Below are 12,710 nucleotides of genomic sequence, written 5' to 3'. Positions count from 1 at the left end.
TCTTATTCGCCACCTCAGGATCCAACGAGTCCTCGAATTCCTTCACGTCATACGCATTCCGCGCAGACTTAAGGCGCGATGCAATCGACTCTGTTCTGCTCCATCATTGGTCCATTATTCTTTGCCTTGGCTTCGCCTCGACGCGTTAAGCACCTCATTGCGGAAGGTGAAGATCGGGCGTTGTTTTCGGCGGATACTTGCCCGCGTAGCTGTGCTCGCGGGTCTGGTCAAACGGGACTCCCTCTTCACGGGCAGCGAGAACCAGATCGGCATCGAAGAAGACCCCGATGGGATTGGCGGCAAACTCCGGTGCCGTGCGCATCCATTCCGACGACTGGTCCCAGTCCTCGAAATTGTCGACCTGAAGCTCGACCAGATTTCCGTCGGGGTCGGCATAGTAGAGCCATGTGCTCACGCCATGATTAAAGCACACGTCCTCAAGCGTCTGCAATTGGCGCTATCTCGACGTCTAGAGTGATCGCCAAGAATGTTCGCTTGTAGCCAGTGGCAATCTTGACCTCTATGGCCGACATGCGGTGCAAAGCGGCCGTCTCTGTCTTGGTTCTGGACTGGTGGGAAATGGCGCACCCGAAGAGATTCGAACTCCTGACCCCCAGATTCGTAGTCTGGTGCTCTATCCAGCTGAGCTACGGGTGCGTGGCCAGAACGGCGGTAGGCCGTCGGCGTGGGCGATCCTCTAAAGGGTCCTCCCCGTTAATGCAAGAGCCTTTCGGAAAAAATCGCAATTTTCCTCAGCTCGGCATAACGAACCGGAATCTCCCTATTTTTCATGAAGCGAGCGGTTTCGATAGTCGTTCAGTGAAACCGGGCGGTCGGGGATTTCGATGCGGAACTGGGTTCCCGGTGTGGGCTTTTCAACGAGCGCGATGGTGCCGCCATGGGCGAGTACCAGCTCGCGGGCGATGACGAGGCCGAGGCCCGTGCCGCCGGAGCGGGCGGAACCGCGAAAGGCGGCAAAGAGGTTCTGCTTGGCCTTCGGCGGCATGCCGGGACCGTTATCGTCGACCGTTATGCTGACGACACTGCCAATCCTCTGTGCAGAAACCGTGATCCTGCGCGCAGCGTGCGGATCGTCACGGCCGGCCGAAACCAGCGCCTGATAGGCATTGCGGGACAGATTGTGGATGACGCGGAAAAGCTGCTCGCCGTCGGCGTCGACTTCGAGATCGGGCGCCACCTGCTCGATGAATTCGACGCCGCTTTCGGGATCGATCGCCAGGATATCCCGGACCTCCTGCGTCAGATCTTGAAAACGCAGATTGCGCCGCCGCGGAGCGGATTCAGAGGCCTGGCCGAAGGCAAGGACTTCCGTCGTATAGCCGACAGCGCGATCGATCGTGCGCACAAGCTTCGGCGCAAAACTCTTCACCAACGGATCATCGACGCGAACGAGCCTGTCCGACATCAGCTGCGCTGACGCAAGGATGTTGCGCATGTCATGGTTTATCTTGGAGACGGCAAGACCCAGGGCCGCCAGGTTCTTCTGCTGCTTCAAGGTTTTTTGAAGCTGCGCCTGCATGGCGGCAAGATGGCGGCCGGCGACCGAAAGCTCGTCCCTACCGCCATCGGCATCATAGATATGGGCCGGATTTTCCGGGTCGCTGGAGAAATCCTGCATGCTGCCGGTCAGCCTGCGGATCGGTCGTATCATGATCCGGTTAATCGCAAAGAAGATCAGCGTTGCCGTGAAAAGCGAGATGAGAATCGAAAGGAACAACACGTTGCGCGAATAGACGAACATCGCGTTGCGCAGCGACCTGTCTTTCAAAACGACTTCGACGCCTATTCCGGTATCGCCAACGGGACCAAAGACGCGGATCATCCGCTTGCCGCCGAAAATCATCGTATCGAGAGCGTCGGACATCGAGGTGATCGGATCGACATTGGTCAGATCATATTGTTCGTCGACCGATTTCGGCATTTCCGACATGGCAAGCAGGCGGGACGTGCCGTCCTTGCGCAGAACGATCGCCTTCGTTCCGGTCGCTTCCAGCGTTTCCCTCTGCAAGGCGCGCGGCAACTCGACAGGTTGCAGACCGTCAATCACAATCGCGGCGGCAGCGGCCGTATTCAATCGGTCCTCCAGCCAGCGCAGCCGCATATTGGCGATCGAGGGCAGGAAGATCAGGACCTCTGCAAGCATGACGGCAAAGACCGTAAGCCACAGTAGCCGTCCGGAAAGGCCGCCGAAGATGCCGGCCGGACGTACCTCGGCAGCCTTGCCGGCACCGTCCTCATCCCGTTCCTTGATGTTCTGATCGCCGTTTTCCTGGATCGCCATCGCTTCATTATCCGCTGACCGGCAGGCACGTCCGAAGAGATATCATCGATGACGTACGTCGCGGAACTATCATAAAGGATAGGTGCGCGTATTCAAATCTCCGAGAGCGACACTAGGCCGCGGCTATTTGCCCGCTCGAAATATGCTTGTTTCAAAGGCTCTCCGTTCCTACCGGCAACATGGGTACGGCGCGTCCGATCGGACGCGCCGTAAAACCTAATCAATGCGAACCGGCCAGATCCATTTCTGAAAAATCGAAGCTGTGCGCTGGGGCCCGGATGATTAGAACTCCGTCCAGTTCTGTTCGTCCCCCACGGCCCGGCGGCCGGCAAAGGCACGTGCCACGTCTCCCATCATCCTGCGCGCAGGCGAGGCCGTCGGACGATGCTCGCCGCCGCCGACGGCAGCAATGGCGACAACGTTCGAGACTTTGAAGCGCGAGACGAGGCGCAGAAGACCGTCGGCTTCGCCCGAAAGCTTATGCGTCGCGGCGGACGTCTCCTCCACCATGGCCGCATTCCTCTGGGTCACCTGGTCCATGTCGTTGACGGCCTTGTTGACCTCGCCCAAGCCTGTCGACTGCTCACGCGCCGCCGTGGCGATCGAATGGATATGGTCGTTGATCTTCAGGACGCGGCTTTCGATCTCGCCCAGAGCCTCGCCGGTGGCGCGGACCAGTTTCACACCGATCTGGACTTCGTCGCCCGACTTGGTGATAAGCGCCTTGATATCCTTGGCTGCGGTCGCCGAACGCTGCGCCAGCTCCCGCACCTCCTGCGCCACGACGGCAAAACCCTTGCCGGCCTCCCCTGCGCGTGCGGCCTCGACCCCGGCATTAAGCGCCAGTAGGTTGGTCTGGAAGGCGATTTCATCGATCACGTTGATGATCTGGCTGATTTCGCGCGAGGCCTCCTCGATCCTGCCCATGGCGTCGACCGCGTTGCGAACGACCGTACCGGAGTGGGCGGCGTTTTCCTTGGCCTCGGTGACCATGACGCTCGCTTCCTGCGCGCGTTGCGTCGAATTCTGAACAACGGCGGTAATTTCGTCGAGGGCTGCCGACGTTTCCTCGAGAGCTGCGGCCTGCTGTTCGGTGCGCTTGGAAAGATCGTCGCTGGCGGTGCGCAATTCGTTCGTGTTGGTGCTGATCGCCGCAGTCGTCTCGCGCACTTCCCGCATCGTGCTCTGCAGGATGGCGAAGGTGTTGTTCACATTGAGCTGCAATTCGGCAAAGACACCCTGGAAGCTGCCGCGCATCGTCTGGGTGAGATCGCCCTCCGCAAGGCTTGCCACGACCCTGCGCGTCTCCGTGACACCGGCGTCGACGCTCGCGAGCAGTTCGTTCACGTTGCTTGCGAAATGATCCAGATTTTCGTCGCCATAGTTCTTTTCGATACGGCGGCTGAAATCGCCGGCAGCGGCGGATGCCACCACGGCGGACATGCTCGATTGCAGGTCGTCGCTCTTGGCCCGCATGGCCGTTTCCTGCGCGTTCATGCGCTGCACCGCAAGGCCATTCTGCTTGAAGACGGCCACGGCTGCCGCCATGGCGCCAATCTCGTCCTTGCGTCCGGCGAAGGGGATATCGACATCGAAGTTGCCGTTGGCGACCTGCCTGATCGTTTCGGTAACCTTCTTGATCGGCCGGCTCAGATGGCTCGTACCGAGATAGAAGCCCATTCCGATACCGGCTGTGATACCAACGCCCGAGATTGCCAGGACGAGCCAGAAGACAGAGGCCCGGAAGCTTTCGATCGCCACGTTGACTGCGTCCAGCTCCGCCTTGTCGGTCGCCACGACCGCGTCGATCTCCGCCTGGAAAGCCTTGCGATTGGCGCGATTGGCATCGTTGTTGCCCTGTTCGTTCGCAGCCTGGGGACTGACTTCGGTTCCCAGGCGCGCGGTCTCCGTCCGAAAGGTGCGGAACTCCACCGCGCGGGCAACGAGCTTCTCGAAGGCAGGCTTCTCCGCTTCGGGGACAAGCAGCTCCCACCCGGCAATGACCCTGGCTATTTCGTCGAGATCGCTCATCAGACCCTTGGCGAAGGGCTTGGCCGCTTCGGAGCTCTTGGCGGCATAGATGCCGCGCGACTCCATGACGACAGCCGTCACGAAGCGATTGAGGCGTTCTCCGGCATAGGCCCTTTCGGCTGCATCTTCGTAGGCGGTCAGCTTGTTGTTGTATTCATGCATGGCAAAAAGGGCGGTCGCTCCGATCAGCAGGGCGACGGCACCCATTATGGTCACAAGCAGATTTATCTTGCCGCGAATTTGCAACGAATGTCTCCTCGGAAAAGCATCAACAAAAGAAGGGCCATGTACTTTCCCCAAAGATTAAATAAATTCATTAATGTTCTATTTCGAATATTTACACGTTGTGTTCCACGCTGCAGCGCGCAATCGAATAGCTTCAGCATTTGCGGGTTGAAAATCGGCTTCTTCCTGAAAAGGGTGAGAAATTTACAACCACTAGGCAATATTCTTTATTTTATACTATCGTTAAGCGCGATTTTATAATTTCCACCGCAATGCAAAAATGAATCCGGGCCGTTGTAATTGACTTTCCACCCCTTGATCCCTATAAGCCGCCGCACGTCCGGTCATTTCAGCCTCTCAGCAGGCCTGCCCGTTCGATAAACAACGCTCCTTGCACAATGCAAACTCAAGAAGGGCCGCACTCCGCGGTATTTAAATAAATGAAGCGTACCTACCAACCATCCAAGCTTGTTCGCAAGCGCCGCCACGGTTTCCGTGCGCGCATGGCCACCAAGGGCGGCCGCAAAGTCGTCGGCGCCCGCCGCGCACGCGGTCGCAAGCGTCTTTCGGCCTGACAAGGCCGGATTGCCCGATAAGAGATGGCGGGCGAATGACCGAGAATGAACAAAAAAAGACTGTCGGGCGGCTGAGAAGCCGGCCGCAGTTTCTTGCTGTCCGGAACGGAGAGAAACGCAGGGGACGTTTCTTCCTGATCGAGGTGCTCGACCGGAAACAGCCGAATGAGGAGCCTCGCGTCGGCTTCACCGTTACCAAGAAGCAAGGGAACGCGGTCGAGCGCAACCGGATGCGCCGGAGGCTGAAAGAAGCCGTGAGGCTTCACGCAGGATTTGCAATGCAGCCCGGACATGACTATGTGGTTGTCGCGAGACGGGACGTCCTCGCCGCCCCTTTCTGCGAGCTCGCGAGCGAGCTTGCCGCGCGCATGGAAACCGGGCCGAAACACAGGCGGTCGCATAAGGACCGCTTCAGGAACGAATGATGGAAAACAACCGCAATTACTTCGTGGCGATTGCCCTGTCTGTGCTGATCGTTCTCGCCTGGCAGTTTCTTTATATGAACCCGCGCATCGAAGCGCAGCGCAAGGCCGACGAGGCTCGCAAGGCGCAGCAGCAGACGGAGCAGGTCCAGAAGCCCAACCAGACGCAGACGCCACAGGCAAGCGGCACGGCAGGTGGCACGCTGCCCGGCACCGTGCAGGCGGAAGCAACCACCAGCCGCGAAGAGGCGATCGCCAAGACGCCACGCGTTATCATCGATACGCCTGCACTTTCCGGCTCGATCAATCTTCTCGGCGCTCGTTTCGATGACCTGAGGCTCAAGGGCTACCATGAGACGGTCGACAAGAGCAGCCCGATCATTACGCTGTTCAGCCCTGCCGACACCAAGGATGGCTATTTCACCGAACTCGGCTTTATCCAAGGCGACGCGTCCGGTTCGGTACCCGGGCCTACGACGGTGTGGACGATCTCGGGCAATGACAAGCTGACTGAAAAGACCCCGGTGACGCTGACTTACACCAACGACAAGGGCATCACCTTCAGCCGCACGATCTCGGTCGACGATCGCTACATGTTCACGATCCAGGACAAGGTCACCAATTCCGGTCAGGCGCCGGTCTCGATGTCGACCTATGGCCGTGTCACGCGCTACAACAAGCCGACCACGCCTTCCGTCTATGTCCTGCACGAAGGCTTCATCGGCGTCATCGGCGACGATGGCCTGATCGAAACCAAGTACAGCGCCGTCGAGAAGGAAAACGTGACACCGCCGAAAGCGACAGGTGGCTGGCTCGGCATCACCGACAAATACTGGGCGGCGACGATCATTCCGCCGCAGACCACCGCCTATGAAGCCCGCTTCTCGCATTTTGCCGACGGTCAACCGCGTTATCAGGCCGATTACAAGGACGATCCCTTCACGCTTGCGCCCGGTCAGACGATCGAGCTCAGGAATCTCGTCTTCGCCGGCGCAAAGGAAGTGCCTGTCATCGACGGCTACGAAAAGACCTATTCGATCCCGCGCTTCGACCGCCTGATCGACTGGGGCTGGTTCTATTTCATCACCAAGCCGATGTTCAAGCTGATGGACTTCTTCTATCGCTACTTCGGCAATTTCGGCGTCGCCATCCTGATGACGACGATCGTGGTCAAGCTCCTCTTCTTCCCGCTGGCCAGCAAGCAGTACGCCTCCATGGCGAACATGAAGCGCGTTCAGCCGAAGATGGAAGAGCTCAAAGCCAAGTTCGGCGACGATCGAATGGGCCTGCAGCAGGCGATGATGCAGCTCTATAAGGAGGAGAAGATCAATCCGGTTGCCGGCTGCTGGCCGATCGCTCTCCAGATTCCGATCTTCTTCTCACTCTACAAGGTGATCTACATCACCATCGAGATGCGGCATGCGCCTTTCTTCGGCTGGATTCAGGATCTTTCAGCTCCCGATCCGACATCGATCATCAATCTGTTCGGCCTGCTTCCCTTCGCGGCTCCGACCTTCCTGCATCTCGGCATCTGGCCGCTGATCATGGGCATCACCATGTTCCTGCAGATGCGCATGAACCCGACGCCGCCGGACCCGACCCAGGCGATGATCTTCAACTGGATGCCGCTCGTCTTCATGTTCATGCTGGCAAGCTTCCCGGCAGGCCTCGTCATCTACTGGGCCTGGAACAATACGCTGTCGGTCATTCAGCAGTCGGTCATCATGAAGCGCCATGGCGTCAAGATCGAGCTCTTCGATAATCTCAAGGGCCTGTTCCGACGAAAACCGGCGCCGTCAAAATGATCCCTTAGAGCCGGATGATTTCAGGTCGAATCGACTGAAATCTGAGTCCGCCTCTAAATCAAACAGCTGGAGCGGAATGTCGCCCGAAAACCGCGCACGCTTTTCGGCATTCCGCTCTACAGCGCCGTGCGTCTTATAAGACGCACAAAGGTCGCTGTAGCACTTTGAATTGCTGCATGTTTCCTTAAATCGGTTCCGATTTAAGGAAACATGCAGTAGGCCCCGCTTCGGCGGGGCTTTCCTTTTGCGGGCCGCCCTTGATATTTTCGGGCAAAACCGTGAAGCCAATCGCCCAATTGAAAGATCACGAGTGCATGGCCGGACAGATCGAAAAGACCGACAAGCCCCTCTTCGGACAGCCGTGGATCTTCATCCGTGGCGTACCCTCGATGAAATTCCTGCCGCCGGAAGGGCCGCCGGAGGTGGCCTTCGCAGGTCGTTCGAATGTCGGCAAGTCATCACTCATTAATGCGCTCGTCGGTCAGAAGGGACTGGCGCGTACGTCGAACACGCCGGGGCGGACGCAGGAGCTGAATTATTTCGTTCCGGACGGCTATTCCGGCGAGGGCAACGATCTGCCGCCGATGGCGCTTGTCGATATGCCGGGCTACGGCTACGCCCAGGCGCCGAAGGACCAGGTCGACGCCTGGACAAAGCTTGTCTTCGACTATCTGCGCGGCCGAGCCACACTGAAGCGCGTCTATGTGCTGATCGACGCCCGGCACGGCATCAAGAAGAATGACGAGGATGTTCTGACGCTTCTCGACAAGGCTGCCGTTTCCTATCAGATCGTTCTGACGAAGACCGACAAGATCAAGTCCGCGGGCCTGCCGAAATTGCTTGCCGATACGGCTGAAAAGATCCGCAAGCGTCCCGCCGCCTATCCCGGCGTGCTGGCAACCTCGTCGGAAAAAAGCGAGGGGCTCGACGACCTTCGTGCCGCGATTGCCGGCACTGTCGGGCTTAGCCTCTGACTAGAACGGAAAATTTGAACGTCTTTGCACGTTCGCTTGAACGCGCGGCTGTTGTTTCATGCATGTCGTCGCCGCAAAACCGCTACACACTTTTGCGCGACATGAATTAATGCGGCGGCAATGCCAGGACAATGGCCGCCAGGACGCCGACGAAGGCGATGGTTCGCCAGAACCAGAGGGAATTCCAGAACGCACGCAGGAAACCACCGGTGGATATCGGCCGGCCGGTCACCGTCAATGCCAGTCGGCGATCCTCCAATGACAGATATTCCTCGAAGGAAATGGGAGCGTGGGCCCCTTCGCCAGTCGTATCCGAAAGATTATGTTCCCAGCGGCTGACGATAGCCGCGAAATTGCGGTCCTTGCGCATGCGCGCCTCGACCCTCTGCCTTTCCTCAAGAGAAAGAACACCAAGCACATATTCTCCCGCGAGCACTTCATCGCGGGAGCGACTTCCCTTACTTTGATCGGGCGACGTCATATTTCCGTCCACCTTCCGGAACCGGGGCCTGTTCTACAGAACCAGCGCAGACCGCCATCCCAACTCCCAAGCCTGCACAAAGCAGATTCCAACTCTTCCATCCGCGTGTCAATCCGCCTTTCATCGATCATTATGCTTGTTATCCGTCGTGACAGGCTACCGCGGAAAACTTATGGCGGAGATGTTATTCCATCTGTCGAAAACTTGCGATAAAAGTCCGCGATCAATTCCCGCGGGGTATCTCATGACCGACTCCTCAAGCGAAATGCAGGCACACCTGTTGGCCCAGGCGCTGCCTTACATGCAGCGTTACGAAAACAAGACCATCGTCGTGAAATATGGCGGTCATGCGATGGGCAATCCGGAACTCGGCAAGGCCTTCGCAAGCGACATCGCCCTTCTGAAGCAATCCGGCGTAAATCCGATCGTCGTTCATGGCGGCGGGCCACAGATCGGTGCGATGCTGACGAAGATGGGCATCGAATCGAAATTCGAGGGCGGCTTGCGCGTCACCGACGCCAAGACGGTCGAGATCGTTGAAATGGTGCTGGCGGGTTCGATCAACAAGGAGATTGTCGCCCTCATCAATCAGACTGGTGAATGGGCAATCGGGCTCTGCGGTAAGGACGGCAACATGGTGTTTGCCGAAAAAGCCCGCAAGACCATCAAGGATCCCGATTCGAATATCGAGCGCGTTCTCGATCTCGGCTTCGTCGGCGAAGTCGTCGAAGTCGACCGTACGCTGCTCGACCTGCTTGCCCGGTCCGAGATGATCCCCGTCATCGCGCCGGTGGCGCCCGGCCGCGACGGGGCTACCTACAATATCAATGCCGATACCTTCGCGGGCGCCATCGCCGGTGCTTTAAACGCCACACGCCTGCTTTTCCTGACCGACGTTCCCGGCGTACTCAACAAGCAGGGTGAGCTTATCAAGGAACTTTCCGTGGCGCAGGCGCGCCAGCTGATCGCAGACGGCACAATTTCCGGCGGCATGATCCCGAAGGTCGAAACCTGCATAGACGCCATCAAGGCGGGTGTGCAGGGAGTCGTCATCCTGAACGGCAAGACGGCCCATTCGGTCCTGCTCGAGATCTTCACCGAGCGCGGCGCCGGTACGCTCATCGTTCCCTGATGGTCAGCGCGCTGCGGCAAAAGCCGCTGCGGCCGCCTCCCTCAGCTTTTCCATCATGACCCGATACGGTCCGGGACCGTAGCTGATGCGCGCGACGCCGAGCTTTGCCAGCGTCGCCGAATCAGGCGCTCCGATCTGCATCATGAGATTGACCGGAAGGGGCGAGGCTTCACATAGTTTCTCGATCAAACCAGGATCGATCAGTCCCGGCGCAAAGAATCCGCTGCCGCCGGCCGTCGCATAGGCTCTTGCCCGCTCTATCGCCTCATCCAACAGTCCCCCATGTTTGGACGTATCGCCTTCCAGCAGGAACAGATCGGTGCGGGCGTTGATAAAAAGCGGAATGCCACGATGCTCGGCCATTTCTCGAATGGCACGGATGCGGGCGCCCTGCTTTTCAATCGCATAAACACCATTGCCGTTGACGATCTGGTCTTCGAAATTGATGCCGATTGCCCCTGTCTCCATGAGCTTGGCGACGTTGGCTGCGACAGAGGCGGGCTCCTCAGCGTAGGCGCCTTCGAAATCTACGGACAGCGGCAGCTCGGTGATTGCGACGATGGATCGGACCGTTTCAAGAAGCGAGGATAGGGGCAGCTTCTCGCCGTCCGAAAAGCCGTGCGCCGCCGCGACCGACCAGCTTCCGGTCGCCAGCGCCTTTGCGCCGGCATTGGCCACTGCACGGGCCGTTCCGGCGTCCCAGATATTGTAGATGATCACAGGATCGCCCTTCCTATGCAGTTGGGCGAAGCTTTGCGCTCTATGTTTCTGATCCATCACATTGCCTCCTCAAAAAGACCGACCGGCCGCATTTTTCCCTCGTGACGGAGCAGCCATTGCTTACGCCACAGGCCGCCGCCATAGCCCGTCAGCGAACCATCGGCTCCGATGCAGCGATGACAGGGCACGACGATCGCGATCTGATTGGCGCCGTTAGCCCGCGCCACCGCGCGCACAGCGTGACGGCTGTCGATCTCGCGAGCAATATCGCTGTAGGAGAGCGTCTCGCCAAGCGGAACTTCGAGCAGCTTCGCCCAGACCTGGCGCTCAAAGGCGGTTCCCGCGAGCGCGAGCGGCGTCTTGAACGCGGCGGACTTGCCGCCGAAATAGGCCCTCAGCTCCGCATCGATCTGCTCGATTGCCGGCGTCCTGCCAGGCGCAACGGATGAGCGGGTCTTTCGCTGCAGCGTCTCCAGCTCTTTCGGCAGTGCCTTGCGGTCGTGAAACTCGAGCAGATGCAGGTGAGTCTGGTCGGCGACCGCCACCATTGGGCCGAGGGGCGTTTCAAACCAGTCTGCAAAGAGAAGCGCACGGCTTTGAGACATGGCAGGCGCTTTACCGATGAGCCTTGCGAAAGCGGTGCGGAATCCGCTGCCGGATTCATAGCCCGCCTCGAATTGCGCATCGATGACACGGGCGCCGCCGGAAAGCTGCCTTGCCGCCTCGCCAAGGCGCCGGTGGCGAGCAATATCGAGAAAGGTCATGCCGAAGCTGCGCTTGAAGGCACGGCGAACTGTCGAGGTATCATAGCCCAGCCGGACAAGATCGTCCTCCGTCCAGCGCGCCGCCGGATTGCGATCGAGCGCCTGCAGCAGTTCATTGACCAGCGGCTCGCTCCCCACCTGCTCGATCGGCCGACAGCGCCGGCAGGGCCGGAAGCCGGACTGCATGCAAGTCGCGATGGAGGAGAAGAAAAGCGTGTTCTGCCGCTTCGGCTTTCGCGCCGGACAGGTCAGACGGCAAAAGACACCCGTCGTCTTGACGCAGACATAGGCCAGCCCTTCATATTCGCAGCTGCGGGCAATCAGCGCGTCGTAAAGCGTGTCGTCATCGGGCAAATCGAAAAGCATGCTATTTTCTATCATCCTTCCCGGCTGGCGTCCGCCGAAAATCAGGCGTCTATTTTTGCACCCGATCGGCAGCGCCGATTTCCTTGCCCTCCGCGCCGTGCCATAAGACAAGCATGACAAAGATCGATCGCATGCCGACCAAAGCCGAATTCGCCCATATAACCGACTGGGTGTTCGACCTCGACAACACGCTCTATCCGCATCATGTCGACCTCTTCTCCCAGATCGACAAGAACATGACGGCCTATGTTTCCGCCCTGCTTCAGCTCGACAGGGACGAGGCGCGCAGGCTGCAGAAGCAATATTACCTGGAGCACGGCACGACGCTGCAGGGGCTGATGATCCATCACGGCATCGATCCTGACGACTTTCTCGAAAAGGCGCATGCTATCGACTACTCCGCCCTGATGCCCCAGCCGGAACTCGCGGCGGCGATCAAGACGCTACCGGGGCGCAAATTCATCTTCACAAATGGCAGCGTGAAGCATGCGCAGGCGACCGCCGGAGCGCTCGGCATTCTCGATCATTTCGACGGCATATTCGACATCGTCGCAGCGGATTACGTGCCCAAGCCGGCAGGCGAGACCTTCGACAAGTTCATGAGCCTCCATCGCGTCGACACCGCAAAGGCAGTCATGTTCGAGGACCTTCCGCGCAATCTGAGAGTGCCGAAGGCGCTTGGCATGCAGACCGTGCTTCTGGTGCCGCGCAATTTCGAGGAGACGGTCGTCGAATGGTGGGAGAAGACCAGCGGCGAGGACGATCACATCGATTTCGTCACGGACGATCTGGTGTCGTTCCTGAAAACCATTATTGGCTGATCACATCGGAATTACGAAACTGTAATCCGCCTTACCGATGTTTAATTGGTCCTTTTTCACCGTTCATCCTACCTTTTGTTCCAGGACTTTTG

11 protein-coding genes, 1 tRNA gene and 1 pseudogene are annotated in these 12,710 nt (G+C 58.8%); 6 read left to right on the top strand and 7 right to left on the bottom strand.

All coding sequences use genetic code 11. The features are described from left to right. Positions 1 to 154: 154 nt before the first annotated feature. The 4 genes from AAE029_RS15225 to AAE029_RS15210 all read right to left on the bottom strand — a co-directional run bounded on the left by AAE029_RS15225 (position 155) and on the right by AAE029_RS15210 (position 4,579). Entirely contained in the window at positions 155 to 451 is a 297-nt protein-coding gene (locus tag AAE029_RS15225) for a hypothetical protein (RefSeq protein WP_371073697.1), read from the bottom strand. Between the two features lie 129 nt (positions 452 to 580). Continuing rightward, positions 581 to 657: transfer RNA gene (locus AAE029_RS15220), tRNA-Arg, on the bottom strand. 124 nt (positions 658 to 781) lie between these two features. Next, complete coding sequence (locus AAE029_RS15215) at positions 782 to 2,302, bottom strand: ATP-binding protein (RefSeq protein ID WP_371073696.1); 1,521 nt, start codon at positions 2,300 to 2,302, stop codon at positions 782 to 784. Positions 2,303 to 2,584: 282 nt separating this feature from the next. After that, positions 2,585 to 4,579 (bottom strand): methyl-accepting chemotaxis protein, encoded by a 1,995-nt coding sequence (locus AAE029_RS15210; RefSeq protein WP_371073695.1) that lies wholly within the window; start codon positions 4,577 to 4,579, stop codon positions 2,585 to 2,587. Positions 4,580 to 4,998: 419 nt separating this feature from the next. Between AAE029_RS15210 and rpmH the strand changes: the two genes are divergently transcribed. From rpmH to yihA, 4 genes are all read left to right on the top strand, one after another. Beyond that, positions 4,999 to 5,133: a 50S ribosomal protein L34 gene (gene rpmH / locus AAE029_RS15205; RefSeq protein WP_371073694.1), complete on the top strand. Its 135-nt coding sequence runs from the start codon at positions 4,999 to 5,001 to the stop codon at positions 5,131 to 5,133. Positions 5,134 to 5,168: 35 nt separating this feature from the next. Next, positions 5,169 to 5,558: a ribonuclease P protein component gene (gene rnpA / locus AAE029_RS15200; protein WP_371073693.1), complete on the top strand. Its 390-nt coding sequence runs from the start codon at positions 5,169 to 5,171 to the stop codon at positions 5,556 to 5,558. Next, complete coding sequence (yidC, locus tag AAE029_RS15195; protein WP_371073840.1) at positions 5,558 to 7,360, top strand: membrane protein insertase YidC; 1,803 nt, start codon at positions 5,558 to 5,560, stop codon at positions 7,358 to 7,360. The genes rnpA and yidC overlap by 1 nt, the downstream gene beginning before the upstream one ends. A gap of 314 nt (positions 7,361 to 7,674) precedes the next feature. Further along, positions 7,675 to 8,334 carry a ribosome biogenesis GTP-binding protein YihA/YsxC gene (yihA, locus tag AAE029_RS15190; RefSeq protein ID WP_371073692.1) on the top strand — a complete coding sequence of 220 codons (660 nt, stop codon included), beginning with the start codon at positions 7,675 to 7,677 and terminating at the stop codon, positions 8,332 to 8,334. 306 nt (positions 8,335 to 8,640) lie between these two features. On the opposite strand, the pseudogene AAE029_RS15185 reads toward yihA, so the two are convergent. Beyond that, a pseudogene (locus AAE029_RS15185) lies at positions 8,641 to 8,815 on the bottom strand (anti-sigma factor); the annotation flags it as partial. 244 nt (positions 8,816 to 9,059) lie between these two features. Here AAE029_RS15185 and argB point away from each other — a divergent pair. After that, on the top strand, positions 9,060 to 9,947 hold the full coding sequence (gene argB / locus AAE029_RS15180) for an acetylglutamate kinase (RefSeq protein WP_371073691.1): 888 nt from the start codon (positions 9,060 to 9,062) through the stop codon (positions 9,945 to 9,947). A gap of 3 nt (positions 9,948 to 9,950) precedes the next feature. Here the strand turns inward: argB and AAE029_RS15175 are convergent, their stop codons facing one another. Together AAE029_RS15175 and AAE029_RS15170 are read right to left on the bottom strand one after the other, a co-directional pair. After that, positions 9,951 to 10,724, bottom strand: coding sequence for an isocitrate lyase/phosphoenolpyruvate mutase family protein (locus AAE029_RS15175; RefSeq protein WP_371073690.1), 774 nt, complete (start codon positions 10,722 to 10,724; stop codon positions 9,951 to 9,953). Continuing rightward, positions 10,724 to 11,797, bottom strand: coding sequence for a bifunctional transcriptional activator/DNA repair enzyme AdaA (locus AAE029_RS15170; protein ID WP_371073689.1), 1,074 nt, complete (start codon positions 11,795 to 11,797; stop codon positions 10,724 to 10,726). Before AAE029_RS15170 ends, AAE029_RS15175 begins: the two co-directional genes overlap by 1 nt. Before the next feature lie 113 nt (positions 11,798 to 11,910). Here AAE029_RS15170 and AAE029_RS15165 point away from each other — a divergent pair, with 113 nt between their 5' ends. Further along, the gene (locus AAE029_RS15165) at positions 11,911 to 12,618 is read left to right on the top strand and encodes a pyrimidine 5'-nucleotidase (RefSeq protein ID WP_371073688.1); all 708 of its coding nucleotides are present in this window, start codon (positions 11,911 to 11,913) and stop codon (positions 12,616 to 12,618) included. The last annotated feature ends 92 nt before the right edge of the window (positions 12,619 to 12,710 follow it).

The sequence above is a fragment of the Sinorhizobium sp. CB7 genome, assembly GCF_041357635.1.
Classification (GTDB): Bacteria; Pseudomonadota; Alphaproteobacteria; order Rhizobiales; family Rhizobiaceae; genus Rhizobium.
The sequence above is the reverse complement of the archived record's forward strand: the minus strand, read 5'-3'. Positions and strand labels throughout refer to the sequence as shown.